The 23,290-nt window shown below is 64.8% G+C and carries 22 protein-coding genes and 1 riboswitch; of the genes, 13 read left to right on the forward strand and 9 right to left on the reverse strand.

The annotated features are described in order from the left end of the window. Nucleotides 1–10: 10 nt before the first annotated feature. The 6 genes from ACK28C_RS03150 to ACK28C_RS03175 all read right to left on the reverse strand — a co-directional run bounded on the left by ACK28C_RS03150 (nucleotide 11) and on the right by ACK28C_RS03175 (nucleotide 7,233). Entirely contained in the window at nucleotides 11–1,735 is a 1,725-nt protein-coding gene (locus ACK28C_RS03150; RefSeq protein WP_409152435.1) for a M28 family peptidase, read from the reverse strand. Between the two features lie 118 nt (nucleotides 1,736–1,853). Beyond that, nucleotides 1,854–3,365 (reverse strand): ABC transporter substrate-binding protein, encoded by a 1,512-nt coding sequence (locus ACK28C_RS03155; protein ID WP_015556119.1) that lies wholly within the window; start codon nucleotides 3,363–3,365, stop codon nucleotides 1,854–1,856. A 74-nt stretch (nucleotides 3,366–3,439) separates the two neighbouring features. Continuing rightward, nucleotides 3,440–4,393 carry an ABC transporter ATP-binding protein gene (locus ACK28C_RS03160; protein WP_409152436.1) on the reverse strand — a complete coding sequence of 318 codons (954 nt, stop codon included), beginning with the start codon at nucleotides 4,391–4,393 and terminating at the stop codon, nucleotides 3,440–3,442. Continuing rightward, nucleotides 4,383–5,363 (reverse strand): ABC transporter ATP-binding protein, encoded by a 981-nt coding sequence (locus ACK28C_RS03165; protein ID WP_409152437.1) that lies wholly within the window; start codon nucleotides 5,361–5,363, stop codon nucleotides 4,383–4,385. The genes ACK28C_RS03160 and ACK28C_RS03165 overlap by 11 nt, the downstream gene beginning before the upstream one ends. Before the next feature lie 10 nt (nucleotides 5,364–5,373). Next, nucleotides 5,374–6,276: an ABC transporter permease gene (locus tag ACK28C_RS03170; protein WP_015556171.1), complete on the reverse strand. Its 903-nt coding sequence runs from the start codon at nucleotides 6,274–6,276 to the stop codon at nucleotides 5,374–5,376. Nucleotides 6,277–6,285: 9 nt separating this feature from the next. Beyond that, nucleotides 6,286–7,233, reverse strand: a complete 948-nt coding sequence (locus ACK28C_RS03175; RefSeq protein ID WP_409152438.1) for an ABC transporter permease — start codon at nucleotides 7,231–7,233, stop codon at nucleotides 6,286–6,288. A gap of 311 nt (nucleotides 7,234–7,544) precedes the next feature. Then, a riboswitch (cobalamin riboswitch) is annotated at nucleotides 7,545–7,742 on the forward strand. Between the two features lie 162 nt (nucleotides 7,743–7,904). Here ACK28C_RS03175 and ACK28C_RS03180 point away from each other — a divergent pair. From ACK28C_RS03180 to ACK28C_RS03205, 6 genes are read left to right on the forward strand one after another with little or no spacing between them, the layout of a single operon-like run. Then, on the forward strand, nucleotides 7,905–8,693 hold the full coding sequence (locus ACK28C_RS03180) for a DUF4198 domain-containing protein (protein WP_015556118.1): 789 nt from the start codon (nucleotides 7,905–7,907) through the stop codon (nucleotides 8,691–8,693). Between the two features lie 15 nt (nucleotides 8,694–8,708). Next, the gene (locus tag ACK28C_RS03185) at nucleotides 8,709–9,212 is read left to right on the forward strand and encodes a hypothetical protein (RefSeq protein WP_015556117.1); all 504 of its coding nucleotides are present in this window, start codon (nucleotides 8,709–8,711) and stop codon (nucleotides 9,210–9,212) included. 4 nt (nucleotides 9,213–9,216) lie between these two features. Continuing rightward, nucleotides 9,217–9,825: a cobalt transporter CbiM gene (gene cbiM / locus ACK28C_RS03190; protein WP_409152439.1), complete on the forward strand. Its 609-nt coding sequence runs from the start codon at nucleotides 9,217–9,219 to the stop codon at nucleotides 9,823–9,825. 12 nt (nucleotides 9,826–9,837) lie between these two features. Continuing rightward, nucleotides 9,838–10,584, forward strand: a complete 747-nt coding sequence (locus ACK28C_RS03195) for an energy-coupling factor transporter transmembrane component T family protein (protein WP_409152440.1) — start codon at nucleotides 9,838–9,840, stop codon at nucleotides 10,582–10,584. A gap of 4 nt (nucleotides 10,585–10,588) precedes the next feature. After that, nucleotides 10,589–11,389, forward strand: a complete 801-nt coding sequence (locus ACK28C_RS03200) for an energy-coupling factor ABC transporter ATP-binding protein (protein ID WP_015556116.1) — start codon at nucleotides 10,589–10,591, stop codon at nucleotides 11,387–11,389. Nucleotides 11,390–11,439: 50 nt separating this feature from the next. Beyond that, complete coding sequence (locus ACK28C_RS03205) at nucleotides 11,440–11,760, forward strand: ABC transporter permease subunit (protein WP_409152441.1); 321 nt, start codon at nucleotides 11,440–11,442, stop codon at nucleotides 11,758–11,760. On the opposite strand, the gene ACK28C_RS03210 is transcribed toward ACK28C_RS03205, so the two are convergent. Further along, nucleotides 11,688–12,383 (reverse strand): ABC transporter permease, encoded by a 696-nt coding sequence (locus ACK28C_RS03210; protein WP_409152442.1) that lies wholly within the window; start codon nucleotides 12,381–12,383, stop codon nucleotides 11,688–11,690. The genes ACK28C_RS03205 and ACK28C_RS03210 overlap by 73 nt on opposite strands. Nucleotides 12,384–12,514: 131 nt before the next feature. Then, nucleotides 12,515–13,162, reverse strand: coding sequence for a ParA family protein (locus ACK28C_RS03215; protein ID WP_208872645.1), 648 nt, complete (start codon nucleotides 13,160–13,162; stop codon nucleotides 12,515–12,517). Between the two features lie 319 nt (nucleotides 13,163–13,481). On the opposite strand from ACK28C_RS03215, the gene ACK28C_RS03220 reads away from it, so the two are divergent. The 7 genes from ACK28C_RS03220 (at nucleotide 13,482) to ACK28C_RS03250 (ending at nucleotide 20,902) form a co-directional block, all read left to right on the forward strand. Further along, entirely contained in the window at nucleotides 13,482–15,092 is a 1,611-nt protein-coding gene (locus ACK28C_RS03220) for a peptide ABC transporter substrate-binding protein (RefSeq protein ID WP_208872644.1), read from the forward strand. 74 nt (nucleotides 15,093–15,166) lie between these two features. Then, on the forward strand, nucleotides 15,167–16,108 hold the full coding sequence (locus ACK28C_RS03225; protein WP_015556115.1) for an ABC transporter permease: 942 nt from the start codon (nucleotides 15,167–15,169) through the stop codon (nucleotides 16,106–16,108). Then, the gene (opp3C, locus tag ACK28C_RS03230; protein ID WP_015556114.1) at nucleotides 16,101–17,111 is read left to right on the forward strand and encodes an oligopeptide ABC transporter permease; all 1,011 of its coding nucleotides are present in this window, start codon (nucleotides 16,101–16,103) and stop codon (nucleotides 17,109–17,111) included. The genes ACK28C_RS03225 and opp3C overlap by 8 nt, the downstream gene beginning before the upstream one ends. Before the next feature lie 2 nt (nucleotides 17,112–17,113). Next, nucleotides 17,114–18,196: an ABC transporter ATP-binding protein gene (locus ACK28C_RS03235; protein ID WP_208872643.1), complete on the forward strand. Its 1,083-nt coding sequence runs from the start codon at nucleotides 17,114–17,116 to the stop codon at nucleotides 18,194–18,196. Next, nucleotides 18,193–19,128: an ABC transporter ATP-binding protein gene (locus ACK28C_RS03240; RefSeq protein WP_015556113.1), complete on the forward strand. Its 936-nt coding sequence runs from the start codon at nucleotides 18,193–18,195 to the stop codon at nucleotides 19,126–19,128. Before ACK28C_RS03235 ends, ACK28C_RS03240 begins: the two co-directional genes overlap by 4 nt. 160 nt (nucleotides 19,129–19,288) lie before the next feature. After that, entirely contained in the window at nucleotides 19,289–19,846 is a 558-nt protein-coding gene (locus ACK28C_RS03245) for a Tfp pilus assembly protein FimT/FimU (protein WP_015556112.1), read from the forward strand. Between the two features lie 72 nt (nucleotides 19,847–19,918). Next, nucleotides 19,919–20,902 (forward strand): magnesium transporter CorA family protein, encoded by a 984-nt coding sequence (locus tag ACK28C_RS03250; protein WP_015556111.1) that lies wholly within the window; start codon nucleotides 19,919–19,921, stop codon nucleotides 20,900–20,902. A 360-nt stretch (nucleotides 20,903–21,262) separates the two neighbouring features. On the opposite strand, the gene ACK28C_RS03255 is transcribed toward ACK28C_RS03250, so the two are convergent. Next, nucleotides 21,263–23,278, reverse strand: coding sequence for a TRAP transporter permease (locus tag ACK28C_RS03255; protein ID WP_208872641.1), 2,016 nt, complete (start codon nucleotides 23,276–23,278; stop codon nucleotides 21,263–21,265). Nucleotides 23,279–23,290: the final 12 nt, after the last annotated feature.

A 23,290-nucleotide genomic window follows, 5' to 3' on the forward strand; every position in this document is an offset into this window, starting at 1 on the left:
CCTTTCAAAGTCAAAACGATTCCGTGTCCCGCACGCGCCCCTCTGCCTGGAGGGGCAAAGCGTTCAGGGCGTCGGCCAACAGGAGAAGACGGTTCCGCTGCGACGCCGCGTAGTTGAGGATGACGGCCTGGGCGCGGTCCGACCCTGGGCCGCGCCGCAGGAGGCGGGCCGCCTCCGAAAGGCCGGGGACGAAGCCCGCCCCCCCGCTCCAGTCCTGAAGGTGAGGCCCGCGGGCGGCGTAGTACATCCGGTTCAGCAATCTGACGGCGCTCAGCGCCGTCGCAAGGTCCGCGTCGCCGCGCCGCCGCCAGGCGTCTTGAAACCCGTCGAGCGCCGCGCACAAAGCCCCCAGGTCCAGCCAGGGATGCAGGGCCCCCCGCAGCTCCTTAAGCCGCTCCCGCAGGGCGCCGCACAACGCCGCGACGTCGAAGGGCACGCCCTCCGCTTCCATCAGGCCAGACAGGCCCGACGCATAGACCTCGGCGTCCGTCTCCAGCACCCGGCGATCGCAGAAGTCCGCCGTATCCGCCTCGGTGTGCCACCACCAGGGCATGAGGGTGTCCCCCGTCCTGTTGGGGTCGCCCTGGGGCAGCGCGGAGGTCCAGATGAAGAAGGGGGACACGCCGATGTTCTGGAAGGACTGATCCCAGGAGCGCACGCGCCCCACCGGGGCCCCCCGCTGTCCCGTGACGCCGTACACCGCATCGGCCGCCAGGGAGAACAGGTCCGGTCCGGCGGTGACGGAGCTGAAGTCCGACGCGCCCCTCATGCCCGGCATGTCGATGTTCGTGTAGCAGAGGCAGTGCTTCAGGACCTCCTCAAAGCGCTCCCGCGCGTAGTTGGAGGAGCCCGCGTACTTGCCGAACTCGTGTCCGGACCACCAGCAAACCCTCAGGCCGAAGCGCCGCCTCTCCATGCGGGCCGCCGCCAGGGCCAGAGCCAGCGCCAGTGCAGCGCCGGTGGCGTTGTCCGTAGCCCCGTAGTGCTTGCTGTCCAGGTGAGCTCCCACCAGCAGGAAGTACGGCTGCCCCTCCGTAGAGGGGAGGCACGCCTCGAGGCGGACGACATCCGAAACCCGGACCTCGCTGGAGCAGGACAAGGAGAGCTCCGCGCCGTCCCGCCCCATCAGCTCACGGCCGTCCGCCCCGTTCACGGCCAACACGGGGATGCCCGGCAGCCACCCCGTCTCCTCCGGAAGGGGGGTCCCCCACATCATCGCGACGCCGCTCTGGTGGATTTCCCGCTCGCCCTCCGTGGGCCAGCAGATGACGAAGCCCGCCGCCCCGCGATCCTGGGCGGAGAGCACGGCCTCCGGGGAGAAGGAGCGCGACAGCACGACGCGCCCCGCAAGGTCCTGTTTTGCGCCGTGCGGGACGCGGGAGGAAAGGTAGTCCAGGGGCGAGACGGGGAAGTCCTCCGCGCCCATCCTGTGGCCGACGCCGCGCACGCCGTCCGCCGGCGCGGAGAAGTTCCACGCCTTGGCCGGGAAGCTCCTGTCGGACGCCCCATCGGCGAGCGTCACAACGCCCGGCCCACCAAAGGCCAGAAGGCCCTTCTCCGCGCTTCGAGAGCAGGAGACGCCAGCCCCTTCAAGCCGGGATTGGACGTACTGCCTGGCCGCCTCCTCCCCCTCGCCGTCCGAGCGCCTCACGAAGGAGGCGATCCGCAGGAAATCCTGGTAGAGTTCGTCGCGGTCCAGGAGGGAAGCCAGGTCCGCGGTGCGATCGTTCAGCATGTCATATCAAACCGCCTGTCTGCCTGTTCTAAGAAGAAGTGCCAGTAAACCCGCAACGAAAAGCGGGGCTGCCGACCGGAACGACAGCCCCGCCTCCTAGAGGCGTCCCGGCAAAGCCCTATTTCTCGACCGTGACGTTCTCCAGCTTGTGATATCCCGCGGGGTCCAGGACGAAGCCGTGGACCTTCTTGGACGTTCCGGAGTTCAGCGTGCTGTAGACCAGGGGTGCGTTGTTGGAGAGGTCCTGCAGGATCTGCTCCAGGTCGGCGTAGGCCTTGCGGCGGATCGTCTCGTCCGTGTTGCCGCGGCCCAGGTCCACCAGCTCATCGACCCTGGGGTCCTGGATGAAGCTGCGGTTCCCCGGCGCGCCGGTCTGCGTGGAGTACACCAGGGAATAGTAGGTGTAATCGGCGTCCGCCGTCGAGGTGGTCCAGCCGAAGTACGCCATGTCGTGCTCGCCCTTGGAGGTGCGCTCGATGAAGCTGCCGAACTCCATGACCTCCACCTCGCACTTGATGCCGACCTCCAGCAGCATGGCCTGAACGGCCTGGCAGACCTCGATGCGGGTCTGACTGTCGTTCACCCACAGCTTGCAGGAGAAGCCGTCCGGATACCCCGCCTCGGCCAGCAGCTTCCTGGCCAGCTCGACGTCGTACGCATAGGGCTTGTCGCCGGCGTAGCCGAACACGCCCGGCGCGATGAGGTCGCCCGCCGGCTCGCCTCCGCCGTACATGATGGAGTCAATGATCGTGTTCACGTCGATGGCGTGCCGGATCGCCTGGCGCACCAGCTTGTTGTCAAAGGGCTTCTTCTTCATGTTGAACGAGAGGTACCAGCAGCTCAGGCCCGCCTTCTCGTTCAGGGTCAGGTCGGGGTTGTCGCGGACCTTCTGCTGGTCGTTGGCCTGGATGTCGTTTGCGATGTCCACCTCGCCCGTCTCGAGAGCGATGGTGCGCTGCGCGGCCTCCGGGACGACCTTCATCACGAGGTTCTTCGTCTTTGGGGCGCCCGCGTAGTACTCGTCGAAGGCCTCCAGCTTCAGGGAGTCCCCCTGTTTCCAGCTCACGAACCGGTAGGGACCGGACCCGATGGGGTTCAGGCGAAACCGCGCCTCGTCGGCCTTCACGTAGGCCTCCGGAACGATGGCCGAGGAGGGGTGCGCCAGGTTCCGCAGCGCCGCCGCGTAGGGCTTGGCCGTCTCGATGACGACGGTGTGATCGTCCACGACGCGGACCTCCTTGATGAAGTTCACGATGTAGGAGACCGCGGTGGAGGCGATCGCCCGATCCAGGGAGAACTTCACGTCCGAGGCCGAGAGGGGAGAGCCGTCGTGAAACTTGATCCCGCTGCGGACGTGGACCTCGAGCTCCGTGTCGCTGAGGTACTTCCACGACTCCGCGATCTGACCCACGATCTTTCCCTCGTCGTCCGTCGTGAACAGCGTGTCGAAGATCTGGTTCGTCGCCATGATGGCAGGGGTCTCCTTGCCGATGTGGGGGTCCAGAGACGTGACGTCAGCCCCTTGAGCCCAGGTCAACGTGTCCTTGTTCTCCGCCGCCGACAGCGCGACCGGCTGGGAGAGCGAGAGGACGAGCGCCGCGATGAGCAATGCCGAATGGAACCGCTTCATAAAACAGACCTCCTGTAAAAGAATTTAAACACCATAACCGGGGCCTCCCGGGTTATGTTCGAGTGGCGCCCGCCTCAGCACAGCGCGCAGGCGCAGAGGTGGCCGGGAGCGACCTCACGCAGCGGCACGTCCGCCTCCGAGCAGGCCGGCACGGCATCGACGCACCGCCCGGCGAAGCGACAGCCCGGCTTCGGGTCGATCGGCGAGGAGATCTCGCCACGCAGGATGATGCGCTCCGTCTCAAAGTCCGGGTCCGGCGTCGGGATCGCCGAGAGCAGCGCCCTCGTGTAGGGGTGCAGCGGGTTGGCGAAGACCTCGTCGGCGGACGCCAGCTCCACGACCTGCCCCAGGTACATCACGGCGATCTCGTCCGAGAGGTGCTTGACGACGGAGAGGTCGTGCGTGATGAACATGTAGGTCAGGCCCAGGTCGCGCTGCAGGTCCTGCATCAGGTTCAGGATCTGCGCCTGGATCGAGACGTCGAGGGCCGACACCGGCTCGTCGCAGACGATGAACTGCGGGCTGAGGGCCAGGGCGCGGGCGATCCCGATCCTCTGCCGCCGTCCGCCGTCCAGCTCGTGGGGGTAGGCGTTGATCAGGCGCTCGGACAGCCCGACGAGGGACATGATCTCGCGCACCTTCTGCCGGAGCTCCGGCTGCTTTCGGCTGGCGTAGACGCCCTGGATCAGCAGGGGCTCCGTGATCGTCTCGAAGACGGTCATCCGCGGATTCAGGGAGGCGAAGGGGTCCTGAAAGACGATCTGCATCTCGCGCCGGAGCGCCTTCAGCCGCGCCGCGTCGAACCCCAGGATGTCCTCTCCGTTGAACTGCACCGTGCCCGACGTCGGCTCCTGAAGCCGCAGGATGCTGCGGCCCAGCGTCGATTTTCCGCAGCCCGACTCCCCCACCACCCCCAGCGTCCTACGCCGGCGGATGCTGAAGGACACGTCATCCACCGCGTGAAGCGTCCCGCCCTTCGTGCTGAAGTACTTCTTCAGGTGCTCCACCCTCAGGATTTCATCGGTCATGCGACACCCTCCCTCTGGCCAGGACGCAGCGCACCACGTGTTCGCCGCCAAGCTGTACGAGCGCGGGAACTTCCCTGCTGCAGACCTCCGCGCTGTGGGGACACCGCTCCGAGAAGGGACAGCCCGGAGGCAGGTTCGTCGGGTCCGGCATCAGGCCGGGGATGGGGCGCAGGCGGTCCGCCTTCCTCTCGAGGCTTGGGATGGAGCCAAAGAGCCCGATCGTGTAGGGGTGCTGGGGGGACTTGAAGATCTCGCGCAGGGCCCCGTACTCCATCAGCGTTCCCGCGTAGATGATCGCCACGTAGTCGCAGTTGTGGGCAACGACGCCCAGGTCGTGGGTGATGAGGATGACGGAGGTGCCCAACGCCTTCTTGAGGTCTCGAATCATCTCCAGCACCTGAGCCTGAATGGTGACGTCCAGCGCCGTCGTGGGCTCGTCGGCGATGAGGAGCGTGGGCGCGCAGGCCAGGGCGATGGCGATGCCGACCCGCTGCCGCATCCCGCCGGAGAACTGATGGGGATACTCCCTGCCCCTCTGCCCGGGGATCCCCACCATCTCCAGGATGCGGCAGGCCTCCTGCCAGGCCTCCTGACGACGGAGGTTCTTGTGCGCCTGGATGACCTCCATGATCTGATCCCCGACGGTCATGACGGGGTTGAGGCTCGTCATGGGGTCCTGAAAGATCATGGAGATGCTGCGCCCCCGAATCTTGCGCATCTCCGCCTCCGACAGCTTCAGCAGGTCCTGTCCCTCGAACAGCACCGAACCCGACACGATCCGTCCGGGCGGAGAGGGGATGAGCCGCAGGACGCCCTTGCCGAGCGTCGTCTTCCCCGCGCCCGTCTCCCCGACCACGCCCAGCGTCCGCCCCTTGACGAGGCTCAGCGAGACGGAGTTCAGCGCCTTGACGACGCCGTCGTCGGTCTCGTAGTGGATGGCAAGGTCCTTGATCTCGATCAGCTTTTCCATGTCGGCCGCCTCAGCTCTTCAACTTCGGGTCCAGCGCGTCGCGCAGGCCGTCGCCCACGAGGTTGAGCGCCAGGATGGTGAGCATGATCCCCGCGCCGGGGATCATGGTGATGTGCCACGCATCGCGGATGTACGTTCGGGCGTTGGAGAGCATGGAGCCCCACTCCGGGGTCGGTGGCTGGATGCCCAGCCCAAGGAAGCTCAGCCCCGCGATGGAGAGGATGGCGCCCGCGACCCCCAGGGTGGACTGCACGATCAGCGGGGCAAGCGAGTTGGGGACGATGTAGCGCATGATGATGCGCCCGTTGTCCGCGCCGACGGATCGCGCCGCCTCGATGAACTCCTGCTCCTTGACCGTCAGCACGGAGGCGCGGAGCGTGCGGGCGAACGTCGGGACGTAGGCGATGCTGATGGCGATCAGGACGTTGACCAGCCCCGGACCCAGAGCCGCCACGATGGCCGTCGCCAGGAGCATGGAAGGGATCGCCAGCAGGACGTCCATGGCGCGCATCAGGACGTTGTCCAGCCTCTTGTAGTACCCTGCTACGGCCCCGATGAGCCCTCCCAGGAGCGTCGAAAAGGCGATGCCCGCCATCCCCATGAAGAGGGAGTAGCGTATTCCCCAGAGCATCCTGAGGAACATGTCGCGCCCGAACTCGTCCAGGCCGAAGATGTGCTCCGCGCTGGGGCCCTTCAGCCTCAGGCGAAGGTTCTGCTTGATGACGTGCGCGTTGTAGAACGCCCGGCCGTCGGCAAAATCCCAGAGTATGGTCGCCGCCGCGACGGCGGCCAGCAGGAGCAGGAAGACCAAAGAAAGGATGGCCAGCCGGTTCTTGCGGAACCGGCGCCACGCCTCCTCCCAGAGGGACCTCTGCTCTCGCTGCTCGTTGTCCTGCGAAATCCGATCGTTCATGGCGGCACCTCACGCCTTCTGGTACTGAGATTTGATCCGGGGGTCCACGAAGGCGTAGATGATGTCGACCACCAGGTTGACGACGGAGAACATGACGGCCAGGAAGATGACGGAACCCAGCACCAGCGGCATGTCCTTGGACTTGATGGAGTCCACCATGAGCCTCCCCAGCCCCGGCCACGAGAAGATGGTCTCCGTCAGCATGGCGCCGCCCAAAAGGTGCCCAAATTGAAGCCCCACCGCCGTGACGATGGGGATGAGCGCGTTGCGCATCATGTGCCGCATGGTGACGGCGCCCTCCGAAATGCCCTTGGAGCGCGCGGTACTGATGTAGTCCTGCCGGATCACCTCGAGCATACTGGAGCGCGTCATCCTGACGATCGTCGCCGCACAGCCCGTGCCCAGCGTCAGGGCGGGGAGGACGAGGCTCTTCACGAGGGGAACGAACCCCTCGCCCATCCCCTGCGACGGCAGCCATCCGAGCCCCAGCGAGAAGACGAGGACCACCAGGAGCCCGAACCAGAAGTTGGGCATGGCGACCCCGATGAGCGACAGGACGGTCGTCGTGTAGTCGAGCAGGGTGTACTGGTGCTTCGCCGAGATGATGCCGGTGGGGAGCCCGATGAGGAGCGCCACAAAAATTCCGGCCAGGGCCAGGACGCAGGTCGCGGGGAAGCGCTCCAGCACCATGTCCATGACGTCGATCTTGTTGCGGTAGGAAACTCCCAGGTCCCCGTGCAGGGCGTCCTTCATGTAGATCAGGTAGCGCACGACGATGGGCCGATTGAGGCCGAGCTCCTCCCGCGTCCGCTGCAGGAGCTCCGGCGTCGCGCCGTCGCCCAGGATGATGGCGGCCGGGTCCCCAGGCGTCAGGGCCAGGATGAAAAAGACGATGAACGTGACGCCAATCAGCACGGGGATCATCATCAGGAGCCTACGTAGGATATAGCGCAGCATCAGCTATCAGCCTCACCTTGCAAGGAATACTGAAGTTTTCAAAAAGTGCTCTCCTATTATATCACTTCACAAAAGAACCCTATCACCACAGGTGAGAAAAGACGTGAAACGGACTTAGCGCGCCCCTGGCCTCTGCAACCAAGGCCTTACGAGGTCCTTGAAGATCATTGCCCCGCACCACGGGCTCCGTGAAGCGGTCCCTCTCAGGTTACCCGCTGCGTCCGACGGCAGGGTCTCTGTCCCACAGCCGCATCCAGCCGTGTGAACTCCTCAAGGACGTCCTTGTTAATTTTCCATAAATTAAACATAACAAAATTTAGAAAAAAAGTGTTATCATAAATTATAAACAGAACTCTTGTTCGTCGGGGGAAGTCGGGTGCAACGCCCGCGCGGTCCCGCCGCCGTGAGAGGAGGACAAGCCAGGTTCGGGGAGGGCGCGAAGGCGCGGCTCCATCGAACTATGTCTTGGATCCCAAGCCGGAATACCTGACGTTCAAGCGGACACAAGACGTTTTGCCACGAGCGATGGCGCAGGAGCGTGTCGTCTGTGACGCCCCCGCCCGCGCCCATCGCGAGGCGGGGGTTTTTGCAGCGTTTTATTCTCTGGACGACGTACCCCGGCAACGGGGTTTTGCCGTAATTCTGTAAGTATTGAGGAGGATGATTTTTTCATGAAACGCGGAAACAAAGTAGTGTTGGCGGCTGGTTTGCTCCTTGGGGTCGCCTCGGCGGCCTTTGCGCACGAGCTGGTGATGAAGCCGCAGAAGATGAACGCGGCGAAGGGCGAGACTCTGGCGGTTGAGATCCACTCGGGACACAAGTTCATCGTACCCGAGGAGGTGGAGAGCGTCGAGCGCATCAAGGCGGGAGTCTTCAAGGACGGCAAGCTCCAGGAGGCCGGGCTGAAGCCGAACGAGAAAAACCTGTGCATCGACTTCTCCCTGCCCGTCGAGGATGCCTCTCAGTCCATGGTGATCCTCGCCAACAAGGACGGCGGTGTCTGGTGCGTCACGAATGAGGGCGGCAAGTCCGGCCTTCGCAAGGACCTGGAGGCCCAGGGCCTGAAGGTCACGAAGGCGACCAAGAACGACAAGTTCGTCAAGGTTATCGTCAACGCCTCCAGGGACGACAAGAACTTCGCCGTTCAGACGGGGCAGGCCCTTGAGATCATCCCCGTGACCAACCCTGCGGACGCCAAGGTTGGAGAGTTCTTCGAGGTGAAGATACTGGTCGACGGAAAACCCTACTCAGGGGCGGTGTGGGCGAGCTACGACGGTTTTGCGCCTGAGTACGAGGACACCTATGCCTACTATACCCAGGCGGTCCAGGGCGTGGCCCATATCAAGATCACAGCCCCCGGTCTCTGGGGTGTGCGCGCCATGAAGACGGACCTGCCCGGCAAGGAGGGCGAGTACGACTCCGTTGCTCGCAGGACCTTCCTGCTCTTTGAAGTGAAGTAGCAAAGTCCATCAAAGATGAACGCCTCTTTCAAAAAGACGGCGCTGCTCGGGCTGGCGGTGATCGCCGGCCTGAGCGGCCTTTTAGCGCAGCAGGCGGACGCACACGGCGTGGGCTATTCGGAGTCCACGCTGAAGCCGGTATCGCTCGAATTCTTCTACTCGACGGGAGAGCTTATGAACTACCTTGAGGCCAAGGTCTTCTCCCCTGCCGACGAGAAGATCGCCTACCAGTCAGGACGGACCGACGAGGGGGGGCGTTTCGCCTTCACCCCCAATAAGCCCGGGACGTGGCGGGTCATCGTCAGCGATGAGGACGGGCACAGGGCCGAGGCGACAGTGAACGTGACGGAGGACTTCCTGAAGGCCGGGGCCACAGGAGGCGGTTCGGGCATCGACATTCAGGAGAAGAAGGCCGCCCCTGAGGGACTGGATCTTCTCCTGAGGGCGGGGCTCGGCGTCAGCCTGATCTTCAACATCGCCGCGTTCGTCCTGCTGCTGCGGTGCAGGAAGGCGGTGTAGTCCCATGCATATCAGCGAGGGAATCCTCTCCACTCAGGCCTTGGCCGCCGGATGGGCCGTCGCGGGCGTCGGGACGGCGGTCGGGCTCAAAAAGCTCAACCCCGATAAGATCGTCCGCGTCGCGTTCTCCTCGTCGGTGTTCTTTCTGGCCTCCCTGATCAACGTGCGGCTCGGCCCCAGTTCGACCCACCTCTCCCTTATCGCGCCCATGGGGCTGATCTTGGGGTGGTCGGCCTTTCCCGCCGTGATGGTCGCCCTGATTCTGCAGGCCCTCCTGTTTCAGTTCGGCGGCCTCATCGTTCTGGGGGTGAATACGGTGGATGTCGCCGTTCCTGCGCTCGCCGCCTACTTCCTGTTCGCGGGCCCGATCTGCAGGAGCAGAGGCCCCATCGCCTCCGTACTGGGCTTCATCGCAGGTGCCCTGGCCGTGCTCCTCTGTGCCGTGGGGGTGGAGATCTTCCTGAGGGGGACGGACGCCAATCTATCCGACATCGCCGACACCGTCTTTATCGCCCATATCCCCCTGGCCCTGATTGAGGGGGCGATCACGGCCTTCATGGTGGCCTACATGAAACGTGCGGCCCCGGAGCTCCTGATGGGTGTGGACCACTAGGGCAGGACCGGCATGGAGCTTGAGACGCGCGGCCTTCGGTCCGAGGCCGCACCGACGCGGCTCAGCGTCTTCGATCCACGCGCGCGCGTGCTGTGCGCTCTGGCCATGGCCTGTATCCTGGCCTCCGTTCGGTCGTTTCCGGCCCTGCTCTGCGGTCTCCCGATCCCCATCGCCTTGCTGTTCCTCGACAGTGCGATGATGCTCCGGGAGCTGTTCCACTGGAACGCCGCCGGCCTCTTCATCGCACTGCTCCTGACGCTGACCTATCCCGGCGACCGCTTCTGGGGCGTCTTCTCCACAGCGGGGCTGAGGCTCTCCGGGCTCATCCTCCTGAAGCTCAACCTGATCTCGATCCTGCTGACCCGAATGGTCCTCTCGCTTGGAGTGGAGAAAGTCGATCACGTCCTGACCTGTCTCGGAGTCTCCGAGAAACTCCGGGTCCTCCTGCTGCTCTCCGCGCGCTGTATTTTCATCCTTGCGGAGCGCGTGGAGACGATGGTCCGGGCGGTACACCTCAGGGCTCCTGAGCTGAGGGGGCTCGCGATGTGCCGGACGTTCGCATGTGTGTTGGGGACGACGCTGCTGCACAGCTCCGACCGGGCGGAGCAGATGATGCGGGCTATCCGATGCCGCGGAGGGATGGCGGGCTTCTCTCAGTGCCGTCCGCTGCTCTGGCGCGGCATCGATACTGTGCTGTGCCTTGCGTTCGCGTTGAATATCGGGGTGATCCTGGCTTGTGCTCTGCTCTGGAGGTCTTAGACAGATGAGTTCAGCAAACGGCGTTATGGAAGGCCTGAGGGATATCCCGGTCGGAGGGGTGCGGAAGAGGTATCTCATGGAGGTGCAGGATCTCCGTTACGCCTACCCCGATGGGCATGAGGCCCTGAACGGGGTTTTCTTCGTGCTGCGAGATGGAGAGAAGCTCGCGCTGGTAGGCCCCAACGGATCGGGGAAATCCACATTGATGCTGCATCTGTCCGGATGTCTTGCGGCCCAATCTGGCGTGGTATGTCTGAACGGAGAGCCCGTCGGAGAGGACCTGAAGCGTCTTCGGAGCGCCGTCGGCCTGATCTTTCAGGAGCCAGACAACCAGCTCTTCATGCCGGAGGTCGTCGAGGACGTCGCCTTCGGTCTGGTGGCGCATGGAACGCCCGTTCAGGAGGCCCAAGAGAGGGCTTTGAGCGTCATGGAGACCCTAGGCATCGCGCACCTCGCCGAGCGGGCGCCCCATCGTCTCTCCGGCGGGGAGAAACGCATGGCCGCCCTGGCAGGGATACTAGTCATGCAGCCGGACATCGTGGTCCTGGACGAGCCCTCCGCGGCCCTGGACCCCAGGGCACGCCGTCGGGTCATCGAGAGGCTAAACACCCTGGAGAAGCCGATGATCCTGGCGACCCACGACTTGGACATGGCCCTCGACGTGTGCGACCGGGCGATCATCCTGTACGAGGGGCGCATCGCGGCGGACGGAGCGCTGCAGGACGTCCTGAGAAATGAGGCGCTGCTTCAGCAAAACGGCTTGGAGCTGCCCCTGCGCTACACAAAATCCACGGAGGCCCTCTGACTTCTCATGAGGCGGAGGGGCGACTGCCCCTCCGAAGCACGACTCGCCCCGTGAGGCTGTCCTTAACGTTTCGGGACGACCTCGCGGGGCGCACGCTGGGCGCAGGGCACTTCGCCGTCATCTTTCAGGACATCTTGCTCAACATCTTCGGACAGCTCGTCACCATGTCCATGTTCTCCATCCCCAACGCCATCTTCTCCGAGGCGTTCCTGTCTTTCATGGGGCTTGGGGTCCACGCGCCGGTGGCGTCGCTGGGGGCCCTGATCAACGACGGCTACAAGTCCTTTCTGATGCACCCCTACATGCTGGTGTTCCCGGCCATGGTGACGGCGCTCTCTGGAATGCCCTTGGAGCGCGCGGTGCTGATGTAGTCCTGCCGGATCACCTCGAGCATACTGGAGCGCGTCATCCTGACGATCGTCGCCGCACAGCCTGTGCCGAGAGTCAGGGCGGGGAGGACGAGGCTCTTCACGAGGGGGACGAACCCCTCGCCCATCCCCTGCGACGGCAGCCATCCGAGCCCCAGCGAGAAGACGAGGACCACCAGGAGCCCGAACCAGAAGTTGGGCATGGCGACCCCGATGAGCGACAGGACGGTCGTCGTGTAGTCGAGCAGGGTGTACTGGTGCTTCGCCGAGATGATGCCGGTGGGGATTCCGATGAGGAGCGCCACAAAAATTCCGGCCAGGGCCAGGACGCAGGTCGCGGGGAAGCGCTCCAGCACCATGTCCATGACGTCGATCTTGTTGCGGTAGGAAACTCCCAGGTCCCCGTGCAGGGCGTCCTTCATGTAGATCAGGTAGCGCACGGCGATGGGCCGATCGAGGCCGAGCTCCTCCCGCGTCCGCTGCAGGAGCTCCGGCGTCGCGCCGTCGCCCAGGATGATGGCGGCCGGGTCGCCCGGCGTCAAGGCCAGGATGAAGAAGACGATGAACGTGACGCCAATCAGCACGGGGATCATCATCAGGAGCCTACGTAGGATATAGCGCAGCATCAGCTATCAGCCTCACCTTGCAAGAAATAGTGAAGTTTTCAAAAAGTGCTCTCCCATTATATCACTTCACAAAGAAGCTCTGTCACCGCAGGTGAGAAAAGACGTGAAACGGACCCGGGCGCCCCTGGCCCCTACTGCCAGGCCGTATTGAAGTCCCCCTCCAGCATACGCCGATAGGCGGTCACGAGGCGCGCGAACATTCGTTCGTAGGGCGCGCGGGACTCCGCGCTCAGGCCGATGGACCAGATGCGGCCGGACGCGATGTTGTAGGGGATCAGGCGGTTGAGGGGCAGGCTGGCCGCCGCGGGATAGCCCTTGCCGGCGATGACCTCCTCCGCCATTTGAGCGAGGCGCGTGGCGTCATACCCCACCTTGATCAGCGGCAGTTGGCTCCTGTCCTTGCCGCACTCCCGCGCAACGGAGTAGAGCACGCCCAGGTTGGAGAGCGAGAAGAGGTCCGGCCGCACGGGGACCAGCGCGATATCGGAAAAGTTCAGGGCGACCCTGGAGATCGACCCCAGCGACGGCGGGCAGTCCAGGACGATCCAGTCCTCCGGGGCCCCGGCGTCCTCGGGGGCAAGGGCCCCCTTCACCCTCAGGCTCTCCTTGAAGTAGCCCCGGATGAAGGAGAGGGCGTCCGTGAAGTTGCGCTGGGGGTCCAGGTCCACGGCCAGGACCCTGTTCCGCTTCATGAGCGCCATCTGGGTCAGGATGAGGGACAGCGTGGTCTTCCCAACGCCCCCCTTATGGTTGATGACCGCCACCGCAAATTTCTCCAAGTCCGCGTTCCTCCGTTCGTTCCCAAACTGTCGGCCCAAAGCAGGGCCTCCATAGCTTAACATAACCTTCTCCGCACACAAAAACAAGCTTGTGCAGCCCGCCACAGGCTGCCTGAGCCCAAGCTCTGTTTTTATTTAACGCGCCTTACAGGCAGCGCTATAAGCGTATGCTATAATGAAATCCGCTCGCAGGGAAGTCCGATCGGGTTCAAATCCCCATCGTCTGCGGGCGCGAGGAGGGCCGCAAGACGGGCGGCCCATTGTCTTATCGCGGTCGTTCACAGGGTGTTCACAATGATTTACGAAGGGGAGATTCAAGTTGAGACGATGGTTTGCAGCGTTGCTTGCGTTGGCGTTGACCTGGGCCCCGCGCCCCGCGGCGCTCGCGGCGGAAAAGGTGATCGTCAATTACGGCGTTGAAACGGAGCTCACGACGATGGACGCTCAGATCGTGTCGGACGGGACGTCCTACACGATCATCGAGAACACCATGGAGGGCCTGACGCAGTTCGACAAGGACAGCAACGTCATCCCCGCCATTGCGGAGTCCTGGGACGTCAGCCCCGACGGCCTCTCCTACACCTTCCACATCCGGGAGGACGCAAAGTGGTCCAACGGCGAGCCCGTCAGGGCGCAGGACTTCGTCTTTGCGTGGCGGCGCCTCGCGGACCCCAGGACGGGGAGCGAGACGCAGTTCCTCATGGCGGACACGTCGGGCATCAAGAACGCCGAGGCCATCGCCTACAGGGGGGCGGACCCGGAGACGCTCGGCGTGAAGGCCCTGGACGACCGGACCCTTGCGGTCGAGCTGGACCACCCCGTGCCCTTTTTCCTCTCGCTCCTCCTGTTCCCCTCCTTCTACCCGGCCAACGAGGCCTTCTTCAAGGCCCAGGGCGACCGGTACGGTCAGGGCGTGGAGAACGTCCTCGCCAACGGCGCGTTCCAGCTGACCTACTGGGATCAGGGCGGCTCCCTCTCCACCGTGGAGCGCAACCCCTACTACTACGCCAGGGATGAGGTCAAGGTGGACGGCGTCTCCTTCGTGGTGATCAAGGACGCGCAGAGCGCCCTCCTGGCCTACCAGAACGGAGACGTAGACAAGATCGCGCTCACCGGCGAGCTGGTGGAGCAGTTCAAGGACGACCCCGAGTGCCGCATCATCGACGGCAGCTTTTTGTGGTACGTGCTGTGCAACCACAAGAACAAGTTTCTCGCCAACCCGGATTTCCGCCTGGCCCTGGCCATGGGCTTCGACAAGCAGGAGCTGTGCAGCGGTGTGTTGAAGGACGGCTCCCACCCGGCCGACTACTTCGTCCCCTCCATGCTCGCCACCGGCCCGGACGGCAAGGACTTCCGCGACGGCGCGCCGACCTACCTGCACTACGACAAGGACAAGGCGCTGGAGCACTGGAACGCCGCCAAGAAGGCCCTGGGCTTCGAGAGCGTGTCGCTGTCGCTCCTCGTCGAGGACACGGAATCCGCCATCGGCGTGGCGACGTACCTTCAGGACGCGCTTCAGAAGAACCTGCCCGGTCTTACGATCAACCTCGAGAGCATGGCCAAGAAGGCGCGCCTGCAGAGGGAGCGGGACCGGGAGTACGAGCTGTCCCTCACCCGCTGGGGCCCCGATTATGCGGACCCGATGACCTACCTGGACCAGTTCGTGAGCAACAAGACGAAGATCGGCTGGACCAACGCGCACTACGACGAGATGATCAAGGAGGCCAGCTCGGGCAAGACGGCCCTCGACCCGGCGGCGCGCTGGCAACTCATGAAGGACATCGAGGCCGAGCTTCTGAAGGAGGCGGCGGTCCTCCCCGTGTACCAAAAGAACAGCGCCCTGCTGCAGAAGGCCTACCTCACGGGCATCGAGGAGCACGCCAGCATCGGCAACCTCTTCAAGCACGCGACGAAGGCCGTCAATCCATAAAGGCCTCCGTTGCCGAAGACAGGGAGGCCGTCGGACGCCGTCCGCCGGCCTTCGTCTTTTTCGGGGATGAGATCATGAAAACATACATTGTCAAACGGGTGTTGACCGCCGCGGCCACGCTCTTCGCCATCGTTCTGGCGCTCTTTCTCATGCTGGAGCTGATGCCGGGCTCGCCCTTCAACGACGAAAAGCTGAGTCCGGAACAGGTGGCGGTCCTCAGGGAAAAGTACGGGCTGGACGGCCCGGTGCTGATTCGCTTCGCCCGATACGTCGGGCGGATGATGACCGGCGACCTGGGCGTCTCCTACAACATCCAGAAGAACGTCCCGGTGACCGAGATGATCCGGGCGCGCCTGCCCATCTCCATCCGCATCGGCCTTCAGGCCGTGTTCGTGGGGGCCGTCCTTGGCCTGCTGCTGGGGGTGCTGGCCGCGCTGCGCCACAACTCCATCGCGGACACGTTCAGCACCGTCGTCTCCGTGCTGGGCGTGAGCGTCCCCTCCTTCGTGTTCGCCTTCGTCCTGCTCTACTACCTCGGCTTCAAGGCGGGGTGGTTCCCCACCCTGTACAAGGTCAACCGCCCCGCCGCCTCCACCGTCCTGCCCACGCTGGCCCTCAGCATGTTCACCCTGGCCCAGATCGCCCGCTTCGCCCGGTCGGAGATGCTGGAGGCTCTGGGGAGCGAATACATGCTCTTCGCCCAAAGCAAGGGCCTCTCTCCGTTCCGAACGAACTTCGTCCACGCCCTGCGAAACGTCCTCATTCCCATCATCACGGTGCTCGCGCCCCTCATCGTCAACCTCATGACGGGCAGTATGGTGGTGGAGAAGATATTTTCCATTCCGGGCGTCGGCAGCCTTCTGGTGACAGCGATACAGTCCAACGACTACAACGTCGTCATCAGCCTGACCTTCGTCTACTGCGTGCTGTACATCGGGCTGATGCTGGTGGTAGACCTGCTCTACGGCGTCATCGACCCCAGGATTCGGCTTGCGGGAGGGAAGCGCCATGACTGAACCCATCATCGAACCGGGACACGAGTTTGAGCGCATCGACGTCACCGGCGCCGCCCATATCGACAGGGACTGCGCCAGTCAGCCGTTCTGGCGGGACGTCCTGTCCCGCTTCGCCAGGAACCGCGGCGCGGTCTTCGGGGCCGTGACGATCCTCGTCATCGCCGTCCTCGCCGCCTTCGGCCCCGGCATGAACGAACACGCCTACAACGACGTCAACATCCTCCACCAGAACCTGGCCCCCCGCATCCCCGTCATCGAGAGGCTGGGGGTCTTCGACGGAGGCGAGAGGCGCGTCAACCGATACAGGCAAAAAGGGCTGGACGACGTCTACTACTGGTTCGGAACGGACACCTTCGGCCGCGATCAGTGGACGCGAACCTGGATGGGGACGCGCATCTCCCTCTACATCGCCTTCGTCGCGGTGCTCATCGACATGCTGATCGGCATGAGCTACGGGCTGACCTCCGGCTACTTCGGCGGGGCGACGGACATGATCATGCAGCGCGTCCTCGAGGTCGTCAACGGCATCCCCACGCTCATCATCGTGACGCTCCTGATGCTCGTCATGCCGCCCGGGCTGAACTCCATCATCCTGGCCCTGCTCATCACGGGATGGGTCGGCATGAGCCGCGTCGCGCGGGCGCAGATGCTCAAGCTTCGGGAGCAGGAGTTCGTCCTCGCGTCCCGCACGCTGGGCGCAGGGCACTTCGCCATCATCTTTCGGGACGTCCTGCCCAACATCTTCGGGCAGCTCGTCACCATGTCCATGTTCTCCATCCCCAACGCCATCTTCTCCGAGGCGTTCCTGTCCTTCGTGGGGCTTGGGGTCCCCGCGCCGATGGCGTCGCTGGGGTCCCTGATCAACGACGGTTACAAGTCCTTTCTGATGCACCCCCACATGCTGGTGTTCCCGGCCATGGTACTGGCGCTCCTGATGCTGAGCTTCAACCTGCTGGCCGACGGCCTGCGCGACGCCTTCGACCCAAGGATGCAGGAGGTGTGATCATGGAGAATCGGGAACGCCCTTCGATGCTTCGCATTCGCGGCCTGCACATCAGCTTCCGCACGACGGCGGGGCGCGTGAACGCGATTCGCGGCGTGGACCTCGACCTGCGCCGCGGAGAGACGCTGGCCATCGTCGGGGAGTCCGGCTCCGGAAAGTCGGTCACCATGAAGGCCGTCATGGGCATCCTGAGCAGCAACGGCAAGTTGGAGAGCGGGACGATCGACTTCACGCCTCCCGACGGAGGCGTCTGGCACATCATGGACATGTCCCAGGCCGAAATCCGCCGGGAGCTGGCGGGGAAACGAATCGCCATGGTCTTTCAGGACCCCATGACGTCGCTCGACCCGACGATGTCCATCGGGGCACAGCTCACGGAGGGGATGCGCCACCACTTCGGCACGCCGCGGCGCGAGGCGGAGGAAAGGGCGGCGGCGCTCCTGCGCCGGGTGGGGATCGCGGAGGCGGAAGCCTACATGAAGAGCTACCCGCACCAGCTCTCCGGCGGGATGAGGCAGAGGGTCGTCATCGCCATCGCCCTCTCCTGCAGCCCGGACGTCCTCATCTGCGACGAGCCGACGACGGCGCTGGACGTCACGATCCAGGCGAAGATCCTGGAGATGATCCAGGACGTCCAGCGCGAGCGTGGCCTGTCCGTGATCTACATCACCCACGACCTGGGCGTCGTCGCCAAGATCGCGGACTGCGTCGATGTGATGTACGCCGGAAAGATCGTCGAGAGCGGGACCGTGAACGACATCTTCTACGACCCGCGCCACCCCTACACCTGGGGCCTGCTCTCCTCCATTCCGGATCCCGACGGCCGGGACCGAAAGCTGTTCGCCATCCCCGGCTCCCCGCCCAACCTGCTCCACCCCATTCGAGGCGACGCCTTTGCCCCGCGCAACCCCTACGCCCTCGGCATGGACTTTCTGGAGGAGCCGCCGGTGTTCCAGGTCAGCTCCACCCACAGCGCCGCGACATGGCTCCTGGACCCACGGGCCCCCAGGGTGGAGATGCCGGAGGAACTGCGCCGCCGCATTAAGGCCATGCAGCGGGAAAACGAGGCGGAGGTGAGGGCATGAGCGCGCTCCTGGAGGTAGAAGACCTGCGTCAGCACTTCAGGGTGTCGCGTCATTTCGTCGTGCGGGCGGTGGACGGCGTGAGCTTCCACATCGACCGGGGAGAGACCTTCGGCCTGGTGGGCGAGTCCGGATCGGGCAAATCCACCATCGGGAGGACCATCATCCGCCTCTATGCGCCGACCTCAGGGCGCGTCGTCCTGGATGGAACGGACATATCGGGCCGCCTCTCCGCGGCAGCGCTCAGGCGCCTGCGCACGCAGGTGCAGATGATCTTTCAGGACCCCATGGCGTGTCTGAACCCGCGCAAAAAGGTCATCAACATCGTGGCCGAGGGGCTGGACATCCATCGCCTCTACGGCAGCTCAAGGGAGCGCCGGGAGAAGGTGTACGACGCCCTGGAGACGGTGGGATTGTCCGCCGAGCACGCCAACCGCTACCCCCACCAATTTTCAGGAGGCCAACGCCAGCGCATCGGCATCGCCCGCGCGCTGGTGATGGAGCCCTCCCTCATCATCGCCGACGAGCCCATCACAGCCCTCGACGTGTCGATCCAGGCGCAGGTGGTGAACCTTCTGAAGGAGGTACAGCAGCGAACCGGCGTCTCCTACCTCTTTATCGCACACGACCTGTCCATGGTGAAGTACATCTCGAACCGGATCGGGGTGATGCACCAGGGGCGCCTCCTGGAGACGGGGACTCCGACGGAGATATTCTCTCGCCCCATCCACCCCTACACGCGCTCGCTCCTGTCGGCGATCCCTCTGCCGAACCCCGTCAAGGAGAAGAAGCGTCACGCCGTGGACTACGACCGCAGAGCCGAGGGAATCGAGTACGCTCAGGGCACGCTCCACGACGCCGGCGGCGCGCACCGCGTGCTGGCCACCGACGCGGAATTTGAGCGCTGGCGCGCCCTTTCCCCCAACGCATCGTAACCGCACCTTGCAGACAAAGGGGCCGCGCTGCAGGCGCCGCCGGCCGCCCTCCCCCGGCCCTTCACATTCACTGCGCGCTATACGCTATACTATATAATACGGACGTTCGCGCGGCCGCAAAGGGCGAGCGGAGGCGGAAAAGGGAGGGGCGTGGAGGCACATGGCAGGAGCGGTGTCTTTGGGGATGACGAGTCGGGAGGTGCGCCGCTTCGGGGACGGGCCGGCCTTTTGCCGCGTGACGTGCGCCATGCGGCCGATGAGGTGCGCACGCCGCGCTTTTTCGCTAGCAGAGGTCCTGATCGTCCTCACGATCCTGGCCGCCCTGAGCGGCTCCGTGCTCTCGGTGGGGGCGATCTGGGGAAGGCCGACGGCGGCCCAAGAGGCGGACCGCGCCATGCGGTGGCTCTACGGCGTCGTCGCCAGGGCGGACCTTTCGGGACGGCCCTTCGGCCTGGGGGTTGACGAGGACGCACAATGCCTTCAGGTGCGCTGGGAAAAGCCGCGGAGCGTGGAGCGGCTCCCGGCGCGCAGCGGCTGCACCTTTCAGTGGCTTGGGGTCGGCAGCGCGACGGTGGACTCCCACTACGCCCCCCAATGGGGGACCTTCAGCTCCGCCATGACCACCCTGATCCGCGACGCGGAGGGGAAGCGCCACTTCCTGATCCTGTCGGGACAGGGGCAGATTCGGACCGCCGACCACCCTCCGGTCGCGAGGTAGAACGGCCCTGCCGCGACGGGATCGATCGGCGCGCCCCCGTCGGGCGCGCATCCTAAACAAGGGGGGAGCCGCATGATCTCGGTCCTGAGGACGAACACCAACCAGAAGAACCCCGGACACGAGGACCTCAGCCTCGACACGCTGCGCCACGGAAGCTGGATCAACCTGGTGGCGCCCACGCGCCAGGAGCTGGAGGACGTGGCGCGCATCGCCGCGGTGCCCCTCGACTTCCTCACGGCGGCCATGGACGTCGAGGAGTCGAGCCGCATCGACGTGGAGGAGGCGGACGAGGACAGCGGGTGCGACACCTCGCTGCTGATGGTCCTCAACATCCCGAAGCACCCGGAGAGCTTCAGCTTTGACACGCTGCCCCTGGGCATCGTCATCACGGAGTCCGCCTTCATCACCGTCTGCCTCGAGGAGAACGTGATCCTGCCGGGAGCCGCCGGCGGGGTCAGGGGCTTCTGCACCTGGAAGCACACGCGGTTTCTGCTGCAGATCCTCTACAGGACGGCGGGCGCCTACCTTCAATACCTGAGCGAGATCAACCGCATGTCCAACAGCATCGAACACACCATGCGCCAGTCCCTGCAGAACGAGGAGCTGTTCCGGCTGATGGACCTGGAGAAGGGGCTGACGTACTTCACGGGGTCCATCCGCAGCAACCGCGTGGCCATCGACAAGCTGCTGCGCGTGCTGAAGAACCCGCAGTATCAGGAACTGGTGAAGATGCGGGAGGAGGACGAGGACCTGCTGGAAGACGTGATCGTGGAGCACGACCAGGCCTACGACATGGTGCGCGTGTACAGCGACGTGCTGGGCGACACGATGGACGCCTTCGCCTCCATCATCTCCAACAACCTGAACATCGTCATGAAGTTTCTGGCCTCCGTGACGATCATCCTGGCCATCCCCGCCGCCGTCTCCAGCTTCTGGGGGATGAACGTGCGGCTGCCGCTGATGGACAGCCCCAACGGCTTCTTCTGGGTCTCCCTGATCGCCCTGGCCCTCAGCGCCGTGGCGACCCTGTGGCTCTGGATGCGAAGGATGCTGTGAGGCGCGGCATGCTTTCGGCCCCCCGAAGGGGGGGTGTTGTTGAGTGTGGGAAGCAACCCCTCCGGTTCGCTAGTGCGAACCACCTCCCCTTGCAGGGGAGGCAAAAAGAAGAGGCGCGTTTTTCAAGCCCCCGGTTTATTAGGCTCCCCTGGAAGGGGAGCTGGCGAGCCCTGCAAGGGCGAGACTGAGGGGTTGTTGGCCCTTTGCACGATGGGTTGTCGTTGGGTATGAAGCTAACCCCTCCACCTCACTCCGTTCGGCGCCTCCCCTTACAGGGGAGGCGAAAGCCTTTCGGGCCACTTCCCCTTTCATACCTTTCATCAGCGAGGCGGCAAATGCCGTTTCGTTAAACGCGCTTTGTTATCGGTGCGCCCTTCGGGTGAAGAGCCAGACGGCGGCCAGCAGGGCCAGCCCCACCGCCGTGACGGCGGGCCACACGGAGAGGACCAGCACCCCCGCGACGCAGAGGACGAGGCGCGTCAGGAGGTTCAGTGGTCCGTTCATGTAGCCCATCCACATGCTGGCGAAGGCGACGACGGCGGAGACGCCGCTCAGGAGCCCCCAGCCGACGGCGGCCGGGCCGCCCTGCATGAGGAGCCCCGGATCGTAGCAGAAGGCAAAGGGCACGACGTAGGCCATAAAGCCGAGCTGCATGGCGTGGAAGCCGGTCCTGTTCGGGTCTGCGCCGGCGATGGAGCTGGCCGCGTAGGCCGCCAGAGCGACGGGGGGCGTGATGTTGGAGATGATGGCGTAGTAGAAGACGAACATGTGCGCGGCGATGGGCAGGAACCCCAGCTTCACCAGGATGGGCGCGCCCAGGGCCGCCGCCAGGATGTAGGCGCCCGTGGTGGGCAGGCCCATGCCCAGAAAGGTGGCGATGAGCATCACGAGCACCAGCGCCAGGAAGGGCGCGTCCCCCGCCAGGGAGATGATGAAGCCCACCAGCTTGCCGCCGATCCCCGTCAGGGACACGGCCCCCAGCACGATGCCCGCCGAGGCGCAGGCCACGCACACCAGCGGGATGCCCCGCGCGCCCCTCTCCACCGCGTCGATGACGTCGCGCACGTTCATGCCGGGGTTGAACCTGGAGGCGACGAGGAGGAAGGCGCAGATCAGGACGAAGAGCAGGTTGGCGTTCACCCTCTCGGTGAGCTCAGGCCGCAGGGCCAAAAGCGCCGCGAGGGCCGCGGAGATCGCCGCCGCGACGCAGGCGGAGTGCTTTTCCGAAGGCGAGCTGTCCGGCCTGAAGTTGAAGAACGCCACGAACCAGGCCAGCCCGATGCCGATCAGGGCCGCCCTCATGGGGGTGTAGCCGGCGAGGAGGAACGCCACGAGGCCCACCAGGGGCGCGATCATGTAAAAGCGCTTCAAGACCTCGATCTTTGAGGGCAACTCGTCGGGGGGAAGCCCCTTGAGGCCCTTCTTCAGCGCGCGCAGGCGCACCATGACGAAGAGCGCGCCGTAGTAGAGCAGGGCCGGAAAGAGGGCCGCGATCATGACGTCGCGGTACGGCACGCCGAGGAAGGACGCCATCAGGAACGCGCCCGCCCCCATGATGGGCGGCATGATCTGGCCCCCCGAACTGGCCACGGCCTCCACCGCCCCGGCGAAGTCGGGGGCGTAGCCGATCTTCTTCATCAGCGGGATGGTGAAGGTCCCCGTGCCGTAGACGTTGGCCACGGCCGAGCCGCTAATGGAGCCGAAGAGGCAGGAGCTCACGACGGCGATCTGCGCCGGTCCCCCCGGCGTGGCGCCGGTGAAGGCCTGCGCCACGCTCATGAACCAGTCCCCTGCGCCGCTCTTCTCGAGGAAGGCGCCAAAGATCAGGAAGATCATGACGAAGGTGGCGGAGACGCCCAGCGGCATGGAGAAGATTCCCTCGTCCGTCAGGAACAGCCCCTCGACGACCTCCGAGCAGGAGAACTGAAAGCCGCGCATCAGGCCCGGCAGCTTGTAGCCGTAGAGCATGTAGACGGCGAACAGGCCCGCGATGAGCGCCAGGGGCAGTCCCACGATGCGCCGCGTGCCCTCCAGGAGCAGGACGACGAGCAGCGCCCCCAGCACGAGCTGCGTCGTCGTCAGCGGGTCGATCTGCTGGATGCGCTCCGTGATGGCGGTGTAGTTGATCGTGGAGTAGAGCCCCGGCGCGGCGGCCAGGGCTGCGAGGGCCCAGTCCCAGAGCGGCACGCGGTCCATCGGCGAGCGCTTCGTCATGGGGTAGAGCACGAAGGCCAGCGGCAGCACCCAGGCCAGGTGGATGCTGCGCTGAAGGTAGGCCTCGAAGTTTCCCGCCGCCGCCGTGTAGAGGTGGAACAACCCCATCAGCAGCACGTAGAGGTAGACGAACGTCCTCGTCCTTCCGCTTAATTTCCTCAAGGTATCATCCCC

The sequence above is a fragment of the Fretibacterium fastidiosum genome (assembly GCF_964642095.1).
GTDB classification, from domain to species: domain Bacteria; phylum Synergistota; class Synergistia; order Synergistales; family Aminobacteriaceae; genus Fretibacterium; species Fretibacterium fastidiosum.

What these genes read in the sequence shown, in the direction of transcription:
- ACK28C_RS03165 (WP_409152437.1), bottom strand. Translation starts at nt 5,363, where the DNA reads ATGGAAAAGCTGATCGAGATCAAGGACCTTGCCATCCACTACGAGACC.
- ACK28C_RS03225 (WP_015556115.1), top strand. Translation starts at nt 15,167, where the DNA reads ATGAAAACATACATTGTCAAACGGGTGTTGACCGCCGCGGCCACGCTC.
- ACK28C_RS03210 (WP_409152442.1), bottom strand. Translation starts at nt 12,383, where the DNA reads ATGCTGCGCTATATCCTACGTAGGCTCCTGATGATGATCCCCGTGCTG.
- ACK28C_RS03235 (WP_208872643.1), top strand. Translation starts at nt 17,114, where the DNA reads ATGGAGAATCGGGAACGCCCTTCGATGCTTCGCATTCGCGGCCTGCAC.
- ACK28C_RS03180 (WP_015556118.1), top strand. Translation starts at nt 7,905, where the DNA reads ATGAAACGCGGAAACAAAGTAGTGTTGGCGGCTGGTTTGCTCCTTGGG.
- ACK28C_RS03175 (WP_409152438.1), bottom strand. Translation starts at nt 7,233, where the DNA reads ATGCTGCGCTATATCCTACGTAGGCTCCTGATGATGATCCCCGTGCTG.
- ACK28C_RS03240 (WP_015556113.1), top strand. Translation starts at nt 18,193, where the DNA reads ATGAGCGCGCTCCTGGAGGTAGAAGACCTGCGTCAGCACTTCAGGGTG.
- ACK28C_RS03160 (WP_409152436.1), bottom strand. Translation starts at nt 4,393, where the DNA reads ATGACCGATGAAATCCTGAGGGTGGAGCACCTGAAGAAGTACTTCAGC.
- ACK28C_RS03200 (WP_015556116.1), top strand. Translation starts at nt 10,589, where the DNA reads ATGAGTTCAGCAAACGGCGTTATGGAAGGCCTGAGGGATATCCCGGTC.
- opp3C (WP_015556114.1), top strand. Translation starts at nt 16,101, where the DNA reads ATGACTGAACCCATCATCGAACCGGGACACGAGTTTGAGCGCATCGAC.
- ACK28C_RS03170 (WP_015556171.1), bottom strand. Translation starts at nt 6,276, where the DNA reads ATGAACGATCGGATTTCGCAGGACAACGAGCAGCGAGAGCAGAGGTCC.
- ACK28C_RS03250 (WP_015556111.1), top strand. Translation starts at nt 19,919, where the DNA reads ATGATCTCGGTCCTGAGGACGAACACCAACCAGAAGAACCCCGGACAC.
- ACK28C_RS03245 (WP_015556112.1), top strand. Translation starts at nt 19,289, where the DNA reads ATGGCAGGAGCGGTGTCTTTGGGGATGACGAGTCGGGAGGTGCGCCGC.
- ACK28C_RS03155 (WP_015556119.1), bottom strand. Translation starts at nt 3,365, where the DNA reads ATGAAGCGGTTCCATTCGGCATTGCTCATCGCGGCGCTCGTCCTCTCG.
- cbiM (WP_409152439.1), top strand. Translation starts at nt 9,217, where the DNA reads ATGCATATCAGCGAGGGAATCCTCTCCACTCAGGCCTTGGCCGCCGGA.
- ACK28C_RS03185 (WP_015556117.1), top strand. Translation starts at nt 8,709, where the DNA reads ATGAACGCCTCTTTCAAAAAGACGGCGCTGCTCGGGCTGGCGGTGATC.
- ACK28C_RS03150 (WP_409152435.1), bottom strand. Translation starts at nt 1,735, where the DNA reads ATGCTGAACGATCGCACCGCGGACCTGGCTTCCCTCCTGGACCGCGAC.
- ACK28C_RS03195 (WP_409152440.1), top strand. Translation starts at nt 9,838, where the DNA reads ATGGAGCTTGAGACGCGCGGCCTTCGGTCCGAGGCCGCACCGACGCGG.